20 protein-coding genes are annotated in these 21,809 nt (G+C 48.5%); 13 read left to right on the top strand and 7 right to left on the bottom strand.

Going from position 1 to position 21,809, the window contains the following annotated elements; translation table 11 throughout:
• The first annotated feature begins 17 nt into the window (after nucleotides 1-17).
• The 7 genes from trpB (at nucleotide 18) to ACXAGR_RS17945 (ending at nucleotide 7,977) form a co-directional block, all read left to right on the top strand.
• Nucleotides 18-1,211, top strand: coding sequence for a tryptophan synthase subunit beta (gene trpB / locus ACXAGR_RS17975; protein ID WP_474851707.1), 1,194 nt, complete (start codon nucleotides 18-20; stop codon nucleotides 1,209-1,211).
• Nucleotides 1,198-2,004, top strand: coding sequence for a tryptophan synthase subunit alpha (gene trpA / locus ACXAGR_RS17970; protein ID WP_474851705.1), 807 nt, complete (start codon nucleotides 1,198-1,200; stop codon nucleotides 2,002-2,004). The genes trpB and trpA overlap by 14 nt, the downstream gene beginning before the upstream one ends.
• Nucleotides 2,005-2,017: 13 nt before the next feature.
• Nucleotides 2,018-2,317 carry a YciI family protein gene (locus tag ACXAGR_RS17965; RefSeq protein ID WP_474851704.1) on the top strand — a complete coding sequence of 100 codons (300 nt, stop codon included), beginning with the start codon at nucleotides 2,018-2,020 and terminating at the stop codon, nucleotides 2,315-2,317.
• A 197-nt stretch (nucleotides 2,318-2,514) separates the two neighbouring features.
• Nucleotides 2,515-2,787: a PepSY domain-containing protein gene (locus tag ACXAGR_RS17960; RefSeq protein WP_474851702.1), complete on the top strand. Its 273-nt coding sequence runs from the start codon at nucleotides 2,515-2,517 to the stop codon at nucleotides 2,785-2,787.
• Nucleotides 2,788-2,792: 5 nt separating this feature from the next.
• Nucleotides 2,793-3,467 carry a response regulator transcription factor gene (locus ACXAGR_RS17955; protein ID WP_303574633.1) on the top strand — a complete coding sequence of 225 codons (675 nt, stop codon included), beginning with the start codon at nucleotides 2,793-2,795 and terminating at the stop codon, nucleotides 3,465-3,467.
• Nucleotides 3,464-4,789, top strand: coding sequence for an ATP-binding protein (locus tag ACXAGR_RS17950; RefSeq protein ID WP_474851700.1), 1,326 nt, complete (start codon nucleotides 3,464-3,466; stop codon nucleotides 4,787-4,789). Before ACXAGR_RS17955 ends, ACXAGR_RS17950 begins: the two co-directional genes overlap by 4 nt.
• A 377-nt stretch (nucleotides 4,790-5,166) precedes the next feature.
• The gene (locus tag ACXAGR_RS17945; RefSeq protein WP_474851698.1) at nucleotides 5,167-7,977 is read left to right on the top strand and encodes a bifunctional aconitate hydratase 2/2-methylisocitrate dehydratase; all 2,811 of its coding nucleotides are present in this window, start codon (nucleotides 5,167-5,169) and stop codon (nucleotides 7,975-7,977) included.
• An 84-nt stretch (nucleotides 7,978-8,061) separates the two neighbouring features.
• Here the strand turns inward: ACXAGR_RS17945 and ACXAGR_RS17940 are convergent, their stop codons facing one another.
• The 5 genes from ACXAGR_RS17940 to ACXAGR_RS17920 all read right to left on the bottom strand — a co-directional run bounded on the left by ACXAGR_RS17940 (nucleotide 8,062) and on the right by ACXAGR_RS17920 (nucleotide 12,951).
• Nucleotides 8,062-9,213, bottom strand: a complete 1,152-nt coding sequence (locus ACXAGR_RS17940) for a HupE/UreJ family protein (RefSeq protein ID WP_474851696.1) — start codon at nucleotides 9,211-9,213, stop codon at nucleotides 8,062-8,064.
• A gap of 11 nt (nucleotides 9,214-9,224) precedes the next feature.
• Nucleotides 9,225-10,277, bottom strand: coding sequence for a hypothetical protein (locus ACXAGR_RS17935; RefSeq protein WP_474851694.1), 1,053 nt, complete (start codon nucleotides 10,275-10,277; stop codon nucleotides 9,225-9,227).
• Between the two features lie 43 nt (nucleotides 10,278-10,320).
• Entirely contained in the window at nucleotides 10,321-10,803 is a 483-nt protein-coding gene (locus ACXAGR_RS17930; RefSeq protein ID WP_474851692.1) for an Ig-like domain-containing protein, read from the bottom strand.
• Between the two features lie 7 nt (nucleotides 10,804-10,810).
• A complete protein-coding gene (locus ACXAGR_RS17925) occupies nucleotides 10,811-12,403 on the bottom strand; it encodes a DUF4331 domain-containing protein (RefSeq protein WP_474851690.1) in 1,593 nt (530 codons plus the stop codon).
• Nucleotides 12,404-12,621: 218 nt separating this feature from the next.
• Nucleotides 12,622-12,951, bottom strand: coding sequence for an MliC family protein (locus ACXAGR_RS17920; RefSeq protein ID WP_474851688.1), 330 nt, complete (start codon nucleotides 12,949-12,951; stop codon nucleotides 12,622-12,624).
• 170 nt (nucleotides 12,952-13,121) lie between these two features.
• On the opposite strand from ACXAGR_RS17920, the gene fdhD reads away from it, so the two are divergent.
• Nucleotides 13,122-13,901, top strand: coding sequence for a formate dehydrogenase accessory sulfurtransferase FdhD (gene fdhD / locus ACXAGR_RS17915; protein WP_474851686.1), 780 nt, complete (start codon nucleotides 13,122-13,124; stop codon nucleotides 13,899-13,901).
• Nucleotides 13,891-16,161 (top strand): FdhF/YdeP family oxidoreductase, encoded by a 2,271-nt coding sequence (locus ACXAGR_RS17910; protein WP_474851684.1) that lies wholly within the window; start codon nucleotides 13,891-13,893, stop codon nucleotides 16,159-16,161. The genes fdhD and ACXAGR_RS17910 overlap by 11 nt, the downstream gene beginning before the upstream one ends.
• 18 nt (nucleotides 16,162-16,179) lie before the next feature.
• Here ACXAGR_RS17910 and ACXAGR_RS17905 read toward each other — a convergent pair whose 3' ends face one another.
• Nucleotides 16,180-17,220, bottom strand: coding sequence for an AI-2E family transporter (locus ACXAGR_RS17905; protein WP_474851682.1), 1,041 nt, complete (start codon nucleotides 17,218-17,220; stop codon nucleotides 16,180-16,182).
• A gap of 82 nt (nucleotides 17,221-17,302) precedes the next feature.
• Here ACXAGR_RS17905 and folX point away from each other — a divergent pair, with 82 nt between their 5' ends.
• The 3 genes from folX (at nucleotide 17,303) to ACXAGR_RS17890 (ending at nucleotide 19,937) form a co-directional block, all read left to right on the top strand.
• Entirely contained in the window at nucleotides 17,303-17,668 is a 366-nt protein-coding gene (gene folX, locus ACXAGR_RS17900; protein ID WP_119500882.1) for a dihydroneopterin triphosphate 2'-epimerase, read from the top strand.
• 10 nt (nucleotides 17,669-17,678) lie between these two features.
• The gene (locus ACXAGR_RS17895; protein WP_474851680.1) at nucleotides 17,679-18,575 is read left to right on the top strand and encodes a TIGR01777 family oxidoreductase; all 897 of its coding nucleotides are present in this window, start codon (nucleotides 17,679-17,681) and stop codon (nucleotides 18,573-18,575) included.
• 171 nt (nucleotides 18,576-18,746) lie between these two features.
• Nucleotides 18,747-19,937 carry a DUF547 domain-containing protein gene (locus ACXAGR_RS17890; protein WP_474845407.1) on the top strand — a complete coding sequence of 397 codons (1,191 nt, stop codon included), beginning with the start codon at nucleotides 18,747-18,749 and terminating at the stop codon, nucleotides 19,935-19,937.
• Nucleotides 19,938-19,972: 35 nt separating this feature from the next.
• Here the strand turns inward: ACXAGR_RS17890 and ACXAGR_RS17885 are convergent, their stop codons facing one another.
• On the bottom strand, nucleotides 19,973-20,533 hold the full coding sequence (locus tag ACXAGR_RS17885; protein ID WP_474845405.1) for a helix-turn-helix domain-containing protein: 561 nt from the start codon (nucleotides 20,531-20,533) through the stop codon (nucleotides 19,973-19,975).
• Between the two features lie 163 nt (nucleotides 20,534-20,696).
• Between ACXAGR_RS17885 and ACXAGR_RS17880 the strand changes: the two genes are divergently transcribed.
• Nucleotides 20,697-21,719 carry a 1-aminocyclopropane-1-carboxylate deaminase gene (locus ACXAGR_RS17880; RefSeq protein ID WP_474851678.1) on the top strand — a complete coding sequence of 341 codons (1,023 nt, stop codon included), beginning with the start codon at nucleotides 20,697-20,699 and terminating at the stop codon, nucleotides 21,717-21,719.
• Nucleotides 21,720-21,809: the final 90 nt, after the last annotated feature.

Below are 21,809 nucleotides of genomic sequence, written 5' to 3'. Positions count from 1 at the left end.
GATCAACAGGATTATTCATGAACCAACTTGATTCAAAATTCGGGGATTTCGGGGGCATGTACGTGCCCGAGTTGCTTATTCCCGCGCTAGACCAACTCGAGAAAGAATTTATTGATGCCAAAGAAGATCCGGCATTTCAGGAAGAGTTTTCGGCACTGTTAAAAGATTATGCAGGTCGTCCTACGGCGATGACCCTGACGCGCAATCTGGTAACAAATCCCAAGGTTAAGCTGTATCTGAAGCGTGAAGATTTACTGCATGGCGGTGCGCACAAAACCAACCAGGTACTGGGTCAGGCATTGCTGACTAAGCGTATGGGCAAAACCGAAGTCATTGCCGAAACCGGTGCAGGTCAGCACGGTACGGCGACAGCACTTGCCTGTGCACTGTTGGGTCTGAAATGCCGCATTTACATGGGTGCGAAAGATGTTGAGCGTCAGGCACCAAACGTGTTCCGTATGCGTTTGATGGGTGCGGAAGTCATTCCAGTGAATGCTGGTTCAGGCACACTGAAAGATGCGGTTAACGAAGCACTTCGTGACTGGTCTGCCAATTACGATAATGCGCACTACCTGCTGGGTACCGCGGCCGGCCCTCACCCGTTCCCCCATATCGTACGTGAATTCCACCGCATGATTGGTGAAGAAACCCGTGCGCAGATCATGGAAAAAGAAGGCAGATTACCGGATGCCGTGGTTGCCTGTGTTGGCGGCGGCTCGAATGCTATCGGCATGTTTGCTGACTTCATCGACGAACCTTCTGTGAAGCTAATCGGTGTCGAGCCTGCAGGTAAAGGCCTGCACACCAAAGAACACGGTGCCACCATTTGTACCGGTTCGAAAGGCATTCTGCACGGTGCATACACGTTTATTATGCAGGACAAGCAAGGCCAGATTGAAGAAAGCTACTCTGTGTCTGCCGGTCTGGACTACCCTGCTGTTGGTCCTCAGCATGCCTATCTTGCGGATACCGGCCGCGCTGAATATGTTGCAGTTACTGATGAAGAAGCGCTGAATGCCTTCCAGTTGCTAGCCCGCAAAGAAGGTATCATACCGGCGCTTGAGTCTTCCCACGCGCTGGCCCATGCGCTCAACATGGCGGACGAGGCAGAAGAAGAAACCATTATCGTGGTGAATTTATCGGGTCGCGGCGACAAAGACCTTGGACACGTGATCAAGATTCTGGGAGAAGATTTTAATGGATCGCTATAGTGATATGTTTGGCCGGCTGAACGCCGGTAATCGCGGTGCGTTTGTTCCTTTCGTCATGATTGGCGATCCGGATATCGACACGTCTGAAAAAATTATCTGTCAGTTGATTGAAAGTGGCGCAGACGCTCTTGAACTGGGTATTCCCTACTCAGATCCCATTGCTGATGGCCCGACCATTCAGGCTGCAAGTATTCGTGCACTTGGCAACGGCGTTACACCGGATGCCTGCTTTGAGATGCTGTCCCGCGTAAGAGCAAAATATCCCGATGTGCCCATGGGATTGTTGTTATACAGCAACCTGGTGATGGCCAAAGGGATCAAAGCTTTTTATCAGCAGGCACACGATGCCGGTGTTGATTCAATTCTGGTGGCGGATGTACCGCTTCGCGAAGCAAAACCCTTTATATCTGTAGCCAATGAAACCGGCGTTGCCCAAATTCTTATCGCGCCGCCTAATGCAACAGAAGAAACGTTATCGCAGATTGGTGAACACTCACGCGGCTACACTTACTTATTAGGCCGTGCTGGTGTAACCGGCGTTGAAACCGCCGCAGATATTCCGGCAGAGTCATTAATTGCCAAATTATCGGATTATGCATGTGCACCGCCAATTCTTGGCTTTGGTATTTCAACACCGGAGCAGGTGTCGACAGCCATCAAAGCCGGCGCTGCGGGCGCAATCAGTGGTTCAGCCACCGTGAACATCATCGCCAAACATTTGGATGATGTGCCGGCCATGCTCAGCGCACTTGATGCCTTTGTTACCGGCATGAAAGCCGCTACGGAAAAATAAGGGAAGAAATACGATGTTCTATATGATTTGTGCAACCGACGTGGAAAACAGTCTGGAAAAGCGTCTGGCCGCCCGCCCTGCTCACCTGGCACGTCTGAATGCGTTAAAAGACGAAGGCCGCTTGCTGATTGCCGGCCCCTTCCCTGCTATTGACAGTGAAGATCCCGGTCCTGCCGGGTTCACCGGTTCTCTGGTTGTCGCTGAATTTGACTCTCTGGAAACCGCGCAAGCCTGGGCTGAAGCCGACCCGTATGTGGAAGCCGGCGTCTATGACAACGTAGTGGTAAAACCCTACAAGAAAGTATTGCCGTAACCGGTTACGGCAACAAAAACGGGAGCCGGCGGCTCCCGTTTTTTTATTGCGGGATTTAGAAATTTTAAATTAATGAATTTGCAGCAATTAACAAAAGTCAGATTCGATTCAGCCAATGTTCATTTATAACGGTTATGCTAGGATACGAAAATTAGAGAATGCCGGACACCGTGTCCTGAGCACCATCCTGAGGCTGTATGAATATCGTTAAAACCCTGTTTCTGACTGTGTTACTGCTCATAGCTCCGCTATCGCAGCAGGCCGCTGCCGTTCAGGAGCAGGCGCAACAGATAGATCGCAGTCAGGCCGCGACAAAAGCACAACAACATGAAAAAGGTCGTGTGTTGCGGGTCGAGCAGACCCGTACAAAATACCGTGTAAAAGTGCTGAAAAAAAATGGACGTGTGGTGTCGGTGGATGTAGATAAGAAAACCGGCAAAGTTCAGCCGGCAACGGACAAGGATAATTAAGACAAATGCGCTTATTAATTGCCGAAGACGACAGTCGTCTGCTAACCCAGTTAGATGCTTTGCTACAGCAAAACGGCTACAGCGTGGACCTCGCAGACAATGGTAATAACGCCTTATATCAGCTTCAGGAATATAATTACGATTTAGCTGTCATTGATATCGGACTGCCGGGTATTGACGGATTCGACGTGATCCGTAAAGCCCGTCAGAATGATGTTCGTACACCGGTGCTGATCCTGACCGCCAGAGACCGCTGGCAGGAAAAGGTAGAAGGTCTGGATGCAGGTGCTGATGACTACCTCACCAAGCCATTTCACAATGAAGAATTACTGGCCAGAGTAAAAGCTTTGATCCGCCGCGCTTCCGGTCAGGCAAATCCGTCTATTCAGTTTGGTCCGGTATGCCTGGACACAGTTGCCGAAGAAATTACTCTGAACGACGTCCGCCTGGACCTCACGGCGTACGAGTACAAGGTCATGGAATACCTGATGCTGAATCCGCAGAAGATTGTGTCGAAAACAGAACTGACAGAACACATTTACGATCAGGACTTCGATTTAGACAGTAACGTGATTGAGGTATTTGTAGGACGTCTGAGGAAGAAACTTGATCCTGACGGCACACTGAAACCTATTGAAACACTTCGTGGCCGCGGCTACCGCCTGAACAGAGATCTATGACCCGTCTGTCTCTTCGTCTTCGCAGTGCTCTTCTGGCACTGCTTGCGCTGGCTATTTTTATTCCGGTGACCGTGCTGACACTGGACAAAGCCTATACGGAAAGTCTCACCCAGGCGAAGCACAACGAATTAAAGCTGATGAACCTGGCACTGGTCTCTGCCTTTGAACTGGACGGTGATGTGCCTTACATGCCGGAACTATTGTACGAAGAGCAGCTTAATTTGCCGGATTCAGGCTACATAGGCATTATCGTTTTCCGCAATAAAGTGGTCTGGAAATCAGCTTCAGCGTTGCACAATGAGGTGATCGCTACCCTGCCCGCTCCCGCAACCGGCGATGAAGAATTTATCACCGAAGACCGGGGGGCACTCAGTAACACCGGCAGCTATTTCAGCTATGCGTTTACAGCAGAATTCGCGGCCGCCGACAGCTTCGAACCGGTTCATTTTTACATTATGAACAGCCGTCAGGAATTCAATCTTGAGCGTGACGCATTCACCGGTACATTGTGGAAATGGTTGCTCCTGCTCGCTGCCGGACTCCTTGCATTGATTATCGCGGGCATTACTTTCGTGCTGAATCCTGTGCGGGAACTGATTAATGAAATACGGCTGACAGCCAGCGGACGCCAGGGTGCACTCACCCGCCGTTATCCTAAAGAGTTTACCCCGCTGAAAAACAGCATTAACCGGCTGCTTGAAGCAGAAGCCCAGCAACGCAGTCGCTATAAGAATAGTCTCGGTGATTTGGCTCACAGCCTGAAAACGCCGCTGGCTGTTGCTATGGGCACCAATAATCTTCCCGATGATGCCCATGACTCACTTACGCAAATCAACAATATCATCCAACGCCAGCTGAAACGGGCCGCAGCAGCCAAAGCCGGCTGGCAAGCCAGTGTCACGGTAGCACCGCTGGCACAAAAACTTCTTAATGCAATGGAAAAAGTGCATCGTGACCGTTCACTTAACATAAACATGGCAGGTGATAAAGGTTGTCAGTTCAAGGGCGATGAAACCGACCTGATGGAAATGATGGGCAACCTTTTGGATAACGCCTGTAAAGCAGCCAGCACAACGGTACTTCTCACCCTTGAGCAGGAAGAGGGCTGGAGTCATATCTGTATAGAAGATGACGGGCCTGGCATCCCCCCGGATCAGAAAGACGCGCTGCTTGAACGGGGCGAGCGTCTGGACACCTATTCGGAAGGCCAGGGGATTGGCATGGCTGTCGTTGCCGATCTCGTTGCTATTTATGAAGGGAGACTGGATATTGCAGACAGTACGCTTGGCGGCGCAGCGGTAACATTGTCATTTCCTGTGTAATTACAGTTTGTTGTGCGTTATGTTTACTTTTTAATCTGGTACAACCATAACCCTCATGAATGCTTACCATAAATGCAACACTATAATTTATCCTCAATGGTAAAACCAATCTGACGCGTCACCGTAAATCACATTTATCTGAATTCTATAAACCAATGATTTTTATAATTAATTTATAAATCGCAAATCATAAACAAAGAAACCAAAAATCGACATGCAACATCTGTTTTACATAAGCATGTTGCATGACACCCCCTGGTCACTTTCTGTCATTACGTAATCACTAAAAATCAGTTAATATGTCCCTCATTTTTATACGCGTATAGCTAAGACCGTCTTAATTCTACGCCCGAGTGAACCAAGACCGAGAGAAAATTATGAGTTTGTATTCAGAATATCTGGCAGAGATCGAAACCCGTAAAACGGAACTAGGTCTTAACCCGAAGCCAATAGACAGTGCTGATCTGCTGTCAGAAATCATTGCTCAAATCAAAGACACAGCAAATGAGCACCGTGAAGACTCTTTAAAATTCTTTATCTATAACACCCTGCCCGGCACCACAAGCGCGGCTGGTGTTAAAGCACAATTCCTGAAAGAAATTGTTCTTGGCGAAGAAAAAGTAGAAGAAATCACACCTGAGTTTGCACTTGAACTGCTTTCTCACATGAAAGGTGGTCCTTCTGTAGAAGTATTACTGGACCTGGCGTTATCTGATGACGAATCAGTTGCCAAACCAGCAGCAGAAGTGCTGAAAACACAGGTTTATATGTACGACGCAGACACCGGGCGTCTTGAAGCGGCTTATAAAGCAGGCAACCCAATCGTTAAAGAGATTCTGGAAAGCTACGCGAAAGCAGAATTTTTCACCAAGCTTCCTGATGTACCGGAAAAAATTGAAGTTGTTACCTACATCGCTGCTGAAGGTGATATCTCTACTGACCTGCTTTCTCCGGGTAACCAGGCGCACTCCCGTGCCGACCGTGAACTGCACGGCCAGTGTATGATTACGCCTGAAGCACAACAGGAAATCGTTGAGCTGGGTAAAAAGCACCCTAACGCTAAAGTCATGTTGATTGCTGAAAAAGGCACCATGGGTGTAGGTTCTTCACGTATGTCCGGTGTTAACAACGTGGCTCTGTGGGCCGGTGAGCCTACCAGCCCTTACATTCCTTTCGTCAACAAAGCACCAATCGTTGCAGGTACTAACGGTATTGCACCTATCTTCCTGACTACCGTTGACGTAACCGGTGGTATCGGTCTTGACCTTAAAAACTGGGTTAAGAAAACTGACGAAAACGGCGAAGTGGTTCGTGACGCAAATGGCGACCCTGTGCTGGAAGAAGCATATTCTGTTGCGACCGGTACTGTACTGACCATCGATACCAAAGCGAAGAAACTGTACAACGGTTCTGAAGAACTGGCTGACGTTTCTGCTTCATTCACTCCTCAAAAAATGGAGTTCATGAAAGCCGGTGGTTCTTACGCGGTTGTATTTGGTAAGAAGTTACAAACTTTCGCGGCAGAAACGCTGGGTGTTAAAGCACCGGAAGTCTATGCAGCTGCAAAAGAAATCTCTCATGAAGGTCAGGGTCTGACTGCTGTTGAGAAAATCTTTAACCGTAACGCGGTAGGTGTGAATTCAGATTCTCCTCTGCATGCCGGTTCAGATGTACGTGTAAAAGTTAACATCGTTGGTTCGCAGGACACCACAGGCCCGATGACCTGTCAGGAACTGGAATCGATGGCTGCATCAACGATTTCTCCGCTGGTTGACGGTGCGTATCAATCTGGCTGTCACACTGCATCAGTATGGGATAAGAAAGCTCAGGCTAACATTCCTAAGCTGATGTCTTTCATGAACAACTTTGGTGTTATCACAGCCCGCGACCCTAAAGGCGTTTACCACTCAATGACTGACGTTATTCACAAAGTGCTTAACGACATCACTGTAGACGACCGCGCAATCATCATTGGTGGTGACTCACATACCCGTATGTCCAAAGGTGTCGCTTTCGGTGCTGACTCAGGTACTGTTGCACTGGCACTGGCAACGGGTGAAGCAGCAATGCCAATTCCACAGTCTGTAAAAGTAACCTTTAAAGGTAGCATGAAAGAACACATGGACTTCCGTGATGTGGTTCACGCTACTCAGGCGCAAATGCTGAAGCAATTCTCCGGTGAAAACGTGTTCCAGGGCCGTGTTATCGAGGTTCAAATCGGTACCCTGCTGGCTGACCAGGCATTTACGTTCACTGACTGGACTGCTGAGATGAAGGCGAAAGCTTCAATCTGTATCTCTGACAACGAGACTATGATTGCATCACTGGAACTGGCGAAGAGCCGTATCCAGATCATGATCAACAAGGGCATGGATAACGAAGCGAATATGCTGCAAGGTCTTATCGACCTGGCAGACAAGCGTATTGCTGAAATCAAGTCTGGCGAAGAGCCTGCACTGGCACCGGATGACAATGCTAAGTACTACGCAGAAGTCGTTGTTGACCTGGACCAAATCGATGAGCCAATGATCGCTGACCCGGACGTAAACAACGAAGACGTGTCTAAGCGTTACACCCACGACGTTATCCGTCCGGTTTCTTACTACGACGGCAAGCCAGTTGATCTGGGCTTCGTAGGTTCCTGTATGGTTCACAAAGGCGACATGCAAATCATTGCACAAATGCTGCGTAACCTGGAGAAGCTGAACGGCTCTGTGAGCTTTAAAGCACCGCTGGTTGTTGCTCCGCCAACGTACAACATTGTTGATGAGCTGAAAGCAGAAGGCGACTGGGAAATCCTGGCGAAATACGCCGGTTTCGAATTCGACGATGCCAAGCCAAAAGAAGCAGCACGTACTATGTACGAAAACATTCTGTACCTTGAGCGTCCGGGATGTAACCTGTGTATGGGTAACCAGGAAAAAGCGGAACCTGGTGACACTGTAATTGCTACATCTACCCGTTTGTTCCAGGGCCGTGTTGTTGCTGATACAAGCGAGAAGAAAGGCGAATCACTGCTGGGCTCAACGCCGCTGGTAGTGCTATCTACAGTACTGGGTCGCTTCCCGACTACTGAAGAGTACAAGCAGGCTGTTGCAGGCATCGACCTGACCAAGTTTGCTCCGCCTTCAGAAGACCTGGCTGTTAAGCCTAAGTTTGAAGCAGACGTAGCGGTTAAGAACGTTTAACTAACGGTTCTTAAGCCAGTTAAGAAGCCCTGACTTTGTCGGGGCTTTTTTTCAGGATGCGGGAGTGACAGGTATTAACAAAACTCAAAACCGCTGAACTGCCCAGTTGAGCGCAATCAGAGCAATAGCTGATGAAGCTAAAGGCATGACAGCAGAGGCATACAATCGCATATGTCTTAATGCCAGAAGCAATGGCAGCAGTAATAATACGACGACGAGTTGACCGAGCTCTACACCAATATTAAATGAAGCAATAGCTAGCAAAGGACTCTGTGCATCAGCTTGCAGTTCCCCGAACACACTTGCGAAGCCCATCCCGTGAATTAACCCGAAAGCGAAAGTAACAATGGTCAGCCGGTGTATAACAGGCCAGATGTTATTGATTGCCGTCAGCATCACTGATATTGCAATACCAAATTCCACCCAGCGACCGGGAGGGTGATACCAGCCAAGGGCAGTCGTTGTCAACGTAACAGAATGGGCAACGGTAAATGCAGTTACAAGCCAGAACGTAGATTTAAGTACTATAACTTTACTCAATTCGCCCTGCCATCGATTGTTTTTTCTTACCAGATTGACAGTCAGCAAAGTAGCTAACAGAAACAAAATATGGTCAATACCAATCCAGATATGAATAATGCCCTGATACACAAAAGTAGTGATGGTTTGCCACACGGAAGCGCCGGACGCAGCTGACAGTGTCACTTGCCTGTGTTCATTCGTAAACACATCAGTATGACTTTCTCCACCTATAGCCGCACTGAACAATGTTTGATGAGTGTCATCCTGCTCAAATATCCCCTGATAATCCACTGAAACATCGGTGTCGTAGGGGCAGTCGATTGTGAATGGAATAGCTATCAGGGCTTCGCCAGATATTAATTCCATTGCTACTTCATGAAATACCGGCGAACAGGCTGCACTACCCTGAGTAAATTGCAAAACAGCAGCTGCGTAGGCATGCAGATCAGGTTGAGCTTCTTTTACTTCATGCCAGACGAGTTTGCCATCAAAATTCTCATCCAGTTTCATCTCAATCTCGAGATCAAATGGCATAAGAGAAAGTCGCCCGCTAAACTTCTGTGTATTATCTCCGTTCAAAGTAATATATCCGTTGCTGAGTTCATGGGCTTTCCCCCCCTCCGGAACGGTTATCATCAGGAATGACAAAATCATCAACCCGAATGCACGGTTGGTAACAAAATCACTAACGCGATAAAACGACAACAAAAACATGCCTGCTCCGGTTATTTTTCTTCTGATTCAATCTGGCTGTCAACGGCGCGTTCCAATAGTATCTTATCGGCCCGGGTTTTCCCGAGCTCCCAATTCAGACGCGCATACTTCAGAGCTTTCAGGGGATCAGGTTGTATATCAAGATAATATTGTGCAAGTTGCGCCGCATGAACGCCATCGTCACGCCAGGCGCGCATAGCCACACGATGTGCCATAGCTTGCGTCCACAGCGTTCCGTGTTTACTTAGTTTTTCTGCCTGCGCAAGTCTGAGCATAATTGCATCATCTACATTATCCGGATCATTAATAATGGGTGATAGCGTGTTGAGAACTCTATCCGGTTGACCCAGGGCAAGCTGAATATCAGCCCAAAGCGCAACACGACTCAACGGAACCTGATTAAAATCGACATTATCAAGCCATGCACTGGCCTCTTCCGGGCGGTTAAGTTCAAGCGCCAAAGAAGCCAGAATTTCTCTGAGCCAACCATCAAGTGGTGCGGATGTGGCCACACCGGAATATTGATGTAACTGTTCAAGCTTTTTGTAATCATCTAAATCGGGAGATTGCTGCGAGCGTATATCCAGTAAACAAATTGCAGACAAGGCAGGTTCTCCGGTTCCGGCAAGAGACCGGCAGGCAGCTTCAGCCTCATCAGATTTTCCAAGATTGATTGCAATAGTCGCTTGTAATAACTGCGCAGAAGGTGTTTTTCCGTATTTCTCAGTGTACTGCCTGATTGTTGAAGCAGCATCAATGAAAGCATGTTGGTGTTGCTGTAATCTTGCCTTAAACAACAACATTTCCGGCTCAAAGTTTCCTGAGCTGATTACTGCATTTGTTAAACGAATTATGCGTCGAAGCGCTAATCCTGAACCGTTGAGTGATCTCGCTTCATCCAGTGATTTTTTTAACGAAGATAGCTCTGGCTTTTCTTCCGGCCCGGCTTCCCAACTTGCTATCACAGTACTGTCATCCGGATAGAAAATATCTGCGCGGACTGCAGATGTTTGTCCCGCCCAAACGACAAAGGTAGCAACTAGTGTGCAAAAGAAGATTTTCAATATTTTTCCCCGTGACAACAGGCCGTCCCTGGCCTCGCGGTTATCAGTAATCCGTCAATAGATCATCGAACGCTGCGGGATCATCCGAATCGTTTTCAAACACCCTGCCATTTACAGGAAGCGGGGTTCCGGTTGCCGGCTGACTGAATGCGGAACGGACATAGGTAGAGACCATCACGTTCTCCGCTTCAACAATAATACCAATTGTACCGCTCACGGGGTCATTGACACCGTCACTGACAGTAAACGTAAAACTGTCTTCACCGGTAAATTCAGCATCTGGAGTGAATGTAAAGCTACCGTTATCAGCGACTTCCACACTACCGTTGGCCGGTGATCCGTCCAACGAGTAAACGAGCGTATCGCCGTTAGCGTCAGATGCTGTGAGCGTATCAGAAAATGATGTATCCACCGTGGTGGTAAAGTCTTCTGATATGACCTCAGGAGCATAATTGGTATCATCGTCATCGCTGCAGCCGCTGAGGATGATGCCTGTGACTGCGACTAAATATAGATGTTTCATCATGATTCCTTTATTCCGCTGAGCCAGAGATTGGGGTTGCAAGATAAGGAAAACCAGACATGGTCATGGAAGCGTCTACCGGAGCACCATCGGTAAAGGGTACGTTTCCAACACTTGCATCTTCTGAAGTACAAAGACCTAAGTCAGTCGACTCACCATTCACCGGAATGGGATAACATAATGCCCCCATTACCACGCGAAGTGCGATATCAACTACGTCATCACCCGGACGCCGGCCGTTTGGAAAACCGGCAAGATCATCACCGGCAACGCCAAAGGCTGACTGTTCACCGGCTGGTGTTGCCGGAATACCCGTATTCAGACGCAGCATTTCCGACGCTGTTACCGTAGCTTGCTGATTTACTCCCGGAAAGCCGGTGAGGAACGCAGTGACTAAATCATTACGCGGAAAATTAGTTGGCGCGAGAGTTTCCAGATCTGTGCCCAGGGTACTATTCACTGCATCGCGGAACAGGATATTAAGCAATTCAGGTAATACCGGATTGGTCACATAATCAGCAAATTGTCCGTCTGCAGACGGATGTGAACTGTTAAATTTGTCTTTATCGCCAAGGCCTATTACCAGTTCATTGACTAACGGGCTACCAAGCCGTGATACCTGTGTCATCGCTCCACCAGCAGCTGATGGCTTTTCGAACGTTGCATTTGGGTTCAGGATTCTGGCCTGTGGCAAGCTGGCTGTAGTCCATGCGCCCACTGTTCCGTTGCCGTCTCCGGTAATACAAGCCGCCGGGATTTCAACAGCGATAGAAGTCACGTTCTTGTCAGCGAGATCATCATTATCTTCGCTTTGAGTGATTCCTCCCGGAAAACCATCTCCGTCACCTGCACCGGGTGCACTGTCTCCTTCAACAGGAACATAATTCACCAGGTCAAAAGTATCTCCCAGGTTAACAACAAACGGGTCTTTTCTCTGTCCAACAAAGACTTTGCCGGGGTTGTCGCAGCCCGGTACAGCGAAATCATAAACATACTGACCGGCGTAACGCTCATATTCACTTGAACTGGTGAAAGTTTTATCACCAATATAGTCCAGTGGTTTAGAAAACATTGCTGCTGAAGATGGTGTCAGTGATGTTCTTTCACCGGTGCGGGCGTTACCACTCACCCATGTCATTGTGTAATGCTCAGAAAAGTTAGCATTACTTTGATCGTCAGCACTGACCGGCCCGATATTTTTCAGAGGCACTTTAATCATCTTCTGATCGCCTTCAGGACCAACCGGCAGAGCAACGCCTTCATTATCTGCAGCTAGCATGGCACTGAACTGAAATGCGAGAGTAATGTCCTCCATCGCGTCGCCATCATTATCAATGTGAATTGCATATACCGCATCCGGATCCATTGAAAAATAGTTTGGCCCGCCGTACGCATCCTGTAACGGAATGTAATTGGCTATCAACGTGACATACCCATCTCTGCCAGATTCGTAACTGTTAAACATATAAAAATCTGTAGCATCGACGGTAGGGGCACGGGTAATAGCCGGAGCTTCGCGGTGGCTCGAAGCCAGGGCTGTGGCAGAAAGACCGGCAACCAGCGACGCGGAGACGGCAAGAGTGAGTGGCGTAAACTTGGACATAATTTAACCTTTTTTCGTGAGTGAACATCTAGCCATACGGGAGAGCTGGCTAATCAGATGCAACTAAATCAGTCTTTTTATAAAAAAAATGAAAAAACGTTGTAAATATTATGAGCCGCTAATTAAGTTCCTGCCTGGAAAAGCGGGTTTATTTATTTCAGCATTGAGAAAATTTAAATACTTATTGCCTACTTTTTCTTGTCATCACACTGCCTGATTCATTCCCCTTCAATCCGGGCACAATGATATTCCTCATCACTGAGGGTGAGCGTCGCTTCTTTACCTTTGCTCCAAAACACCACACTGTTACCCGTATACTTCGCACCCGAGGCACTGATACCGGGCGTCAGCACCATGGCATTTGCGCCAATCTGCAGAATGGCAGTATTGTTGCCGTCCACCTGAAAAATCACCGTACCGGCATCGCCACAGTCATACTGATAAGGGTGTCCGGCGATGGTTTCCTCTTTCCCGCCATTGTCACATGCGGCAAGAATAAGAATACTGGCTGACATCGCTATGCCATGAATTAGCGCTTTTTGCTTCACGAATTTCTCCTGACGTTAGTTTCCCTGTTTTGACCGCAACCGACTTGAGCCCTTGCAGAACACTTGCTATCTATGCATACAGGGTGACGAATTGAGTATACGACTGTGCCCGTCCTGCATTTTCATCTAGTATGGCTCATCTTAGCCGATTAAACATTTTGTATGCGTTAATGACGAAACCGGATTTACTTTCTGCTGACAACCATCGACTGCCTGACGATGAATCACTGCTGGTTGAAGAAGTGCCGCTGGCGATTTCCGTCAATGACATCAGTCTGGTGGTGATGATGATCTCTCCTGACGATATCGAAGACTTCATTACCGGCTACTTTCTGACTGAACAAATCATTACTGCGCCGGTTGAAATTAAAGATATTCATATCGGGCGCAACGAAGCCGGCATCGAAGCTAATGTCAGCCTTACCGGCCGCCGGGAGCACCTGCTAAAATCACGGCGTTTTACACGGGTCAATGCAGGCTGCGGAATTTGTAATCACACCGCCCTTGAACAGGCATTTCCGCAACTTGAAGCTGCGGCAAGCTGGGCTCCTGTGCCGGCCTGTGACTTCGGTTCACTCAGAGATGCTATGGACAAGCTGCAGGAAAAAGCCCGCAAGACCGGCGCCCTGCACGCCGCCCTTTACGGTTCAGGCAATGACATCGTACTCGGACGGGAAGATATTGGCCGTCACAACGCATTAGATAAAGTGATCGGTGCTGTACGAAAACGCATAAAAAACCATGAAGAAGGTTATCTTGTTGTGACCAGCCGCTGTGGTGTGGAACTGGTCCAGAAAGCTGTGATTGCAGGGTTTACCACACTGATAAGCTTTTCTTCTCCCACGTCACTGGCAGTGTCTTTCGCCAGGCAACACAAATTGAATCTGGTGTTTTTGCCACGAAACAACCAGCCTGTATTTTTTTCCCGCGAGGTTCAACATGGCAGTTAAATCCACTAAGGCAGGCGGTTTACCGTCAATTAAATCCACCGTGAACGAACTGATTAAAAGTAAGCAGGTTCGTCAGAACATGCTGAACCTGTACAAGGTGAACAAGCATAAAGGATTTGACTGCCCGGGATGCGCCTGGGGAGACGAAAAAGACGGTACGTTCAGATTTTGCGAAAACGGTGCAAAAGCGGTGGCATGGGAATCGACAGAGATGACCATTGGTGCTGAGTTTTTCAGACAACATAGTGTGACGTATCTTAATAAACAATCCGATCACTGGCTGGAAAGTCAGGGTCGGCTGACAGAACCGCTGCGTTACAATGCAGCAACAGACCATTATGAACCGGTAAGCTGGGATGATGCTTTTCACATCATTGCAGCTAAACTCAACGGGTTAAGCAGCCCTGATGAACTTGAGTTGTATACATCCGGCCGTGCCAGTAATGAAGCCTCCTTTGTCTATCAATTATTCGGACGTGCATTCGGCACGAATAATTTTCCCGATTGCTCCAATATGTGCCACGAAGCCAGCGGCATTGCGCTGAACCAGTCGGTAGGTGTAGGCAAAGGCACGGTGGTCCTGAAAGATTTTGAAAAAGCTGACACCCTGTTTGTGTTCGGACAAAACCCCGGTACCAATCATCCGCGCATGCTGAACGCCTTACGTGCGGCGTCAAAACGGGGTGCGACCATTGTTTCGGTGAACAACTTAAAAGAAGTCGGCTTACAGAAATTTGCCAGCCCGCAAAAACCCGCAGAGTTACTCGGCCTTGAAACTGTGCAAATAAGCAGTAAGTACGTTTCACCGAAACTTGGCGGAGATTATGCCGTTGCCAGAGGTATGGCGAAGGCCATTCTGATGCACCACAAAGACAGGCTCGACCATGAGTTTATGACTTCCCACACTTCAGGTTACGACGCGTATGCAACTGCTGTTGAAGCAACAAGCTGGCAGAGCATAGAAAAACAAAGTGGCCTGTCGCAAAGTACAATCGAAGAACTGGCAGCACTGTTTTCTGCTTCACGCAAAACCATTTCTACCTGGGCGATGGGTATTACCCAGCATCTTTACTCAGTAGATACCATCAAAGAAATTGTTTCTCTGCATCTGCTCACCGGTGCCCTCGGGTTACCCGGTGCAGGACTGAGTCCGGTGCGTGGTCACAGCAATGTGCAGGGTAACCGTACGATGGGGATCCTTGAAGCACCGAAAGCCGATTTTAATCAGCGCATGAAAGAGACTTTTGGCTTCAATCCGCCGGAAAAACCCGGACACCGTGTGTTTGATATGCTCAGCGCCCTGCATGAAAAGCGCAGCAAAGTACTTATTTGTCTTGGCGGAAACCTGGTGGCTGCCGCAGCAGATACGCCCTTTACCGCCGCTGCAGCCGGCAACGCTGAACTGCTGGTGAATATTGCGACCAAACTTAACCGCACTCACGTTACCGCTAAACAGGACGCCCTGCTGCTGCCCTGTTTAGGCAGAACAGAAATAGATATGCAGGCCACGGGCAATCAGGTGATTACCGTAGAAGACACATTCAGTATGGTTCACGGTTCCAGCGGCAGCACACCACCGCAAAGTAACAACCTTAAATCGGAAACAGAGATCATTTGCCGTATCGCCGCTGCAACTCTGGGTGAGAACACGCCGGCAGACTGGCTGTCGTTGAAAGACGATTACAGCCTGATCCGCGACCTTATCGCGAAGGTTATCCCCGGGTTTGAGAATATGAATGATAAGATAGCCGAACCAGGCGGCTTTCATTTGTACAACGCTGCAGCAAACCGGGAATGGCGGAATAAAGAGGGTAAAGCCCTGTTTAACCACAATGCCTTACCTGAGAATTTGTTCAGCGAAGGCGTGATGGCAAAAATCGCAGCCAGTGATACGCCTGTTTTCACCATGCAGACATTGCGCAGCCACGACCAGTACAACACCACGATTTACGGCATGAACGACCGTTACAGAGGCATTTTCGGTGAACGTAATATTGTGTTCATTAACCCGCAGGATTTAGCCAGGCTGAATATACGTGAAGGCAGTCTGATAGATGTTGAGACCGTGTGGGATGACGATGTCTCCCGTAAAATCTCACGCTTTAAAGCAGTCAGCTACGACATTCCTCAGGGGAACGTTGCGGCCTACTATCCGGAAGCGAACCCGCTGGTGCCCTTCAACAGTGTGGGGCAGCAAAGTGCCACCCCGACCTCAAAAGCGGTACCGGTCATCATTATACCGGTCAATGTAATCGCCTGATAAAGGTAATTTCACTGATTAAAGCTGTCTGGCATCCCTCTCTGCGTTGCTGGACAGCAGTAATGCCAGCCACTGGCTTTCCTCACGGGATTCCAGCGCAATTTTCACAACCATGGTCAGCGGAACGGATAACAACATTCCGACACTGCCCAGCAGCCATCCCCAGAATACCAGAGACAGGAACACCACCAGCGTAGACAGTCCCATCCCCCGCCCCATCAATCTGGGCTCCACGATATTTCCCATCACGGTATTTACCGCCACGAATGCCAGTGCAACCAGCCCTGCAGTGCCCGCCCCGTATTGCACCAGTGCAATCAGCACCGCCGGAATGGCAGCGATAATTGAGCCGATATTCGGGATATAATTGAGCAGAAAAGCTAGCACACCCCAGAGAAGAAAGTGGTCGATATCCAGAATATATAACCAGATACCAATGATCAGCCCGGTTGCCAGACTTACCACGGTTTTAATCGCCAGATAGCTGTTCACCGATTTTATAAACCGGTCCACATGTTTCATCTTCATTTCCGGATCTGCCAGCGCCGTATGTAAACGTGAAGGCATACTGTCAGCTTCGAAAAGCATAAAAATAACCGTCAGCAGGATAAGGAACATATTAGACAATGCGCCTCCCATACCGCTGAGAAAATTCGTTGCCACAGACATCGCCGTACCGGGATCAAAGTGCTGAGTGAACAGCTCACGGTTAATATGAATGTTCATTGTAGCCAGCCGGTCAATGATCCAGGCAAACTCGCTGTCCAGCTGTTTACGGTAACCGGGCAGGTTTTCCTTAAAATCTGTTAATGATTGGCCAACCAGCCCTGCCAGCAGGAATCCGAAAACCAGAATAATCAGTATTACTAAAGTAATGGATGCCCAGCGCGGAATGCGGTGAGCACTGGCCCAATTTATAAGCGGGCTGCATGCAATGGCGATAAATACCGACAGGAAGAAAGGTACCATGATGGCGCTGGCGGCCTTGATACCGGCCAGTACAACGACCAGACAAGCGAGTACTATCATCGCTTTGGCTGTGGGAGATTTGAGTTCCATAGTGGTCTTTTAAAGATAATTCCTGTTATCAAATTAACAAATTATACTGCTGATAGATATAACCAGAATAACGAGAGAGATCATGACGCTGAATCAGGCAACTATCCGGATCAAAAACCTGCGCCTGCGCACCTATATTGGTATTAACGACGACGAGATAAAAAATAAACAGGATGTCGTGGTCAACGCGAAGATTCATTACGATGCAATAAACGCCACCAATACTGACAACATGGATGATGCTCTGAATTATAAAACAGTGACGAAAGCGATTATAAAACTGGTGGAAGACAACCGTTTCTCTCTGCTTGAGAAACTTACTTCAGATGTGCTTGCCGTTGCAGCAGAGCACCCGTGGGTAACGTTTGCAGAAGTGGAAGTGGATAAGCCTCACGCGCTGCGCTTCGCCGATTCAGTCTCTCTGACGTTGTCGTGCACCAAACCTTAAAGAGGTATTAGTGAAAATACTTGTCACAGGCGGTACCGGGCTGGTTGGCAGCCGGTTTATTCATAAAACAGCAGGTAAATATCAATTCACCGTGTTAAGCCGGTCGCCGGAGCAGGCCCGCAAACAATTGCCGGACAATGTTGAGGTAATTGCAGGTTTGCATGATATTGCAGATTTTTGTCTGTTTGACGGCGTTGTGAATCTGGCCGGTGAGCCTATTGCAGATAAACGCTGGACGCCGTTACAAAAACAACGTATTTGCCATAGTCGCTGGGATCTGACACAGCAGCTTGTTACCCGCATGAAAGCCTGTGAACATCCGCCGTCTGTTTTTATTTCCGGCTCAGCCATCGGCTATTATGGCCGTCAGGGAAATAAACCGGTTTCCGAGAATAACCATACCGTACATGATGAATTTACCCATCAGGTTTGTCAGCGCTGGGAACAAATCGCCATGCAGGCTGCCTCTGACGCAACCCGTGTGTGTTTGTTACGCACCGGTGTCGTGCTCGATAAGGACCGGGGAGCATTACCCAAAATGGCAATGCCGGTTAAGTTAGGTGTGGGAGGAAAAATTGCGAGCGGCAAACAAATCCTGTCATGGATCCACATTGATGACATGGTAACAGCCATTGAACACCTCCTCGAAAATCACCGCTGCTCAGGGCCTTATAATCTTACTGCTCCGGAACCGGAGACCAATGCGGTCTTCACACGGATTCTGGCGGAAACGCTTCACCGGCCGGATTTCTTCATTGTCCCGGCATTCGTACTAAAAATACTGATGGGAGAAGCTGCAGATATGGTCATCACCGGCCAGCATGTGATCCCTGAGCGTTTGCAGGAAAGTGGTTTCCATTTTCGCTATCCGGCCCTGCCGGCAGCTTTGCAACAAATATACGCCTGAAACTTAACCATGGAGTCCGGCGCCCGTCACTGGCAATTATGCTGACTGGTGCCATTCACATTTTGTCACATCTTCGTGACACACATCCGGTTATTAATCGCACAACTGCATTGACAGTCCGGCCTCAGAGGTAAATAGTTATCACTCCAAATTAGTAAAAAGGATGTAACTATGAAAAAAACAATCAACACCTTGCTGATTTTGCTGCTCGCAGGCACTTCTACCCTGTCTGTCGCCGGTGAAGAGAATATTCCTGAGCCATTTCGCGGCGACGATCCCAATTCTACTCTGGAAGTGGCCTATGATGATTTGAATGCGCTGCTCTCATCTTATGTAACAGTAAGTGGCTGGTCCACAAGGGAAAAAGCGCCACGTCCGGATGCAGGCGTCGGTACCAGGTTAAAAACCCGCATCAACAGACTGACGGCGCTGGAAGGCAACAGGTTCTACTTCAAAGGCGCAAGTGAAAAAGATCTGATAGCTGAATTTATCTCTGACATTCGCGCAAGCCTTGAAATGCTGCCCGCTGAAGTGCCATTACGTCTGCTGAACAAAAATGAACAGCTGGCTTACTGGCTGAACCTTTACAATTTCACCCTGCTCGATGAAATGATGAAAGTGTATCCGAAGCACAATTTACTGCGGGTGCTCGACTACGGTGATGACGACTCAATCATGGCGCAAAAACTACTCAACGTCGCCGGTGTTCCGTTAAGCCTGGACGACATTCAGTTTACGATCCTCAAAGAAAAATACTTTGGGAATCCGCTGATTATTTATGGTCTCTGGCAGGGTAATATTGGTGGCCCGAGCCTGAGAAGTACTGCTTACACCGGCAAAACAGTGTGGCGGAAACTGGAAGACAATGCCGGTGAATTTATTAATTCAAACCGTGGTACGTATTTTGACGGCGAAGTGTCGGCATTATACGAGCGCAATATGTCTTTCTTTGACAACGATCAGGCCAAACTGATCAGCCATTTAATGGACTATCTGCAAGGTGACATGTTCGATGAATACGCAAACCGCGACGACGTCGAATTCGAAATGGAAGACTGGACTCTGGCAGCGCTGATTGGCGAAGGCAGAAAATACGGCCGGTCGGCTGCAACCAACGGGGCGGCCATGCTGGATGCCGTAGTAGCGACTCAACCCGGCGAGGCCTTTGGCGACACGGTAGCAATTCAAAACTACCTCGCTGAAGACAACATAATGAAAACGCCGGTTAACTTCCGTTTTTCAGAAGCACAACTGGAAATTCTGCAGAAACTGCGTACCAAACATGAAGTCAGCATGGGTCGTGTTGAAGTGACGGATCTGGATGAAGCAGAGGCATCTGAAGATAAAGAGCAAAATAACTGATCCAGCACTCCCGCCCGGCAAAGACGTTACTCAGCTTAGTCTTTGCCGGACGATTTACCTGCCTGATAGCAGATAATATTTTGAAAACGGGTTGTTTGCGCCGTGGACTTATAAACGTGCGGCTGATCGGCATGAAAACGCAAGCTGCCACCACATTTTAAATCATGCCATGCCCCGTCCACATGCAACGATAACGCCCCTTCTGTTACATAAACGTGTTCAATTACCCCGGGCGCATGGGGATCAGACTGTTGTTCATGAAAATTCAGCAAACATACTTCCATGACTTCTATCCGCGTATCTGCTGAATAAGGAAAAATGGCTTTCACTTTCATGTCCGGATCACGGGGAAAGTTATCACTATTTTCTCTGTCATCCGGTCCGGAAGCAAAAAAGGCGGAAAACGATGCATCCAGGCCGCTGGCAATCTTCCAGAGAGTTGAAATGGTGGGACTGGATTCCTGACGTTCAATTTGTCCCAGCATCGCCTTAGAGACTCCGGACAACTTTGCCAGAGCATCCAGACTGAGTCCTCTGTCCTTTCGCAGAGTTTTAAGGTGTAACGCGATATGTTGCTTAAATTCTTGTTCGGCCATAGCAAAAAACTATTTGTGCGCTATAGCGCACGGTGTTATGTTTGTTTTATGTTGTGCAGTATAACGCACAAAAAGGACAAAGTCTGTTGCTTGTCCTGACAAACCACCTGCCGGGTTGCCCGTAGAATTAAAACGGCTACCGGTAAGAACAGGAAACCGGATTATGAAATCATTGATCAGTAATTTTGAGCGCTACCCGCTGACATTCGGCGTAACGCCAATCGAGTATTTGCCCAGGCTGACTGAAGCCCTGGGAGGAAAAGTAGATATCTATGCTAAACGGGAAGACTGTAATTCAGGTCTGGCAATGGGTGGTAATAAGCTAAGAAAACTGGAATATATTGTTCCGGACGCCATTGCAAGCGGTGCTGATACGCTGGTTTCAATTGGTGGTGTGCAATCTAACCATACCCGTATGGTTGCTGCGACGGCTGCCAAAATCGGCATGAAGTGCGTGGTTGTGCAGGAGAAATGGGTGCCCCACTACGATGCCGTTTATGACCGCGTGGGTAATATTCAGATGACCCGCCTGATGGGGGCTGACAGCCGCCTTGTGGACGAGGGCTTTGATATCGGCATTCGTGACAGCTGGAATAAAGCGATTCAGTCAGTAAAAGATGCAGGCGGCAAACCCTATGCAATTCCGGCCGGTGCATCAGTACATAAATACGGTGCTTTAGGCTATATCGGCTTTGCCGAAGAGGTGATTGCTCAGGAAAAAGAGCTGGGCTTTAAGTTCGATTATATTGTGGTGTGTGTGGTGACCGGTTCTACCCAGGGCGGCATGATTGTAGGCTTTGCCAATCATGACCGTGCAGATACCGTAATTGGCATCGATGCTTCAGGCACTCTGCAGCAGACACGGGATCAGGTAACCAGCATTGTTAATAAAACGGCTGATCTGGTGGGCCTTGGCCGCAAAGTACGTGAAGACGAAATTGTTATCAACCCTGACTATGCCTATCCCGCTTACGGTGTTCCGTCAGAAGAAACCAATGAAGCAATACGTCTGGCAGCTAAAACCGAAGCCATGATCACCGACCCGGTATATGAAGGAAAATCGATGCAGGGACTAATCGACCTGACTAAAAAAGGTTTCTTCCCTGAAGGCTCAAAGGTACTTTATGCTCACCTTGGCGGTGCCCCTGCCCTGAACGGCTACAGCTATCACTACAAAGATGGCTGAAGCTGAGAGCAGCATCTGATCCGCCGGAATATTGCCACCGGCCAGCGAAAGGCTTTTGTATAAAAATCAAAAGCCTTGCACCCCGATGTG

Source organism: Alteromonas sp. ABH4_457 (genome assembly GCF_056160625.1).
Note: the sequence above shows the minus strand (reverse complement) of the source record. Positions and strands in the feature narration are given on the sequence as shown.

Bases quoted from the DNA above. Each gene is read 5' to 3' on its own strand.
- trpB (WP_474851707.1), top strand. From the start codon at position 18: ATGAACCAACTTGATTCAAAATTCGGGGATTTCGGGGGCATGTACGTG.
- trpA (WP_474851705.1), top strand. From the start codon at position 1,198: ATGGATCGCTATAGTGATATGTTTGGCCGGCTGAACGCCGGTAATCGC.
- ACXAGR_RS17965 (WP_474851704.1), top strand. From the start codon at position 2,018: ATGTTCTATATGATTTGTGCAACCGACGTGGAAAACAGTCTGGAAAAG.
- ACXAGR_RS17960 (WP_474851702.1), top strand. From the start codon at position 2,515: ATGAATATCGTTAAAACCCTGTTTCTGACTGTGTTACTGCTCATAGCT.
- ACXAGR_RS17955 (WP_303574633.1), top strand. From the start codon at position 2,793: ATGCGCTTATTAATTGCCGAAGACGACAGTCGTCTGCTAACCCAGTTA.
- ACXAGR_RS17950 (WP_474851700.1), top strand. From the start codon at position 3,464: ATGACCCGTCTGTCTCTTCGTCTTCGCAGTGCTCTTCTGGCACTGCTT.
- ACXAGR_RS17945 (WP_474851698.1), top strand. From the start codon at position 5,167: ATGAGTTTGTATTCAGAATATCTGGCAGAGATCGAAACCCGTAAAACG.
- ACXAGR_RS17940 (WP_474851696.1), bottom strand. From the start codon at position 9,213: ATGTTTTTGTTGTCGTTTTATCGCGTTAGTGATTTTGTTACCAACCGT.
- ACXAGR_RS17930 (WP_474851692.1), bottom strand. From the start codon at position 10,803: ATGATGAAACATCTATATTTAGTCGCAGTCACAGGCATCATCCTCAGC.
- ACXAGR_RS17925 (WP_474851690.1), bottom strand. From the start codon at position 12,403: ATGTCCAAGTTTACGCCACTCACTCTTGCCGTCTCCGCGTCGCTGGTT.
- fdhD (WP_474851686.1), top strand. From the start codon at position 13,122: ATGACGAAACCGGATTTACTTTCTGCTGACAACCATCGACTGCCTGAC.
- ACXAGR_RS17910 (WP_474851684.1), top strand. From the start codon at position 13,891: ATGGCAGTTAAATCCACTAAGGCAGGCGGTTTACCGTCAATTAAATCC.
- ACXAGR_RS17905 (WP_474851682.1), bottom strand. From the start codon at position 17,220: ATGGAACTCAAATCTCCCACAGCCAAAGCGATGATAGTACTCGCTTGT.
- folX (WP_119500882.1), top strand. From the start codon at position 17,303: ATGACGCTGAATCAGGCAACTATCCGGATCAAAAACCTGCGCCTGCGC.
- ACXAGR_RS17890 (WP_474845407.1), top strand. From the start codon at position 18,747: ATGAAAAAAACAATCAACACCTTGCTGATTTTGCTGCTCGCAGGCACT.
- ACXAGR_RS17885 (WP_474845405.1), bottom strand. From the start codon at position 20,533: ATGGCCGAACAAGAATTTAAGCAACATATCGCGTTACACCTTAAAACT.
- ACXAGR_RS17880 (WP_474851678.1), top strand. From the start codon at position 20,697: ATGAAATCATTGATCAGTAATTTTGAGCGCTACCCGCTGACATTCGGC.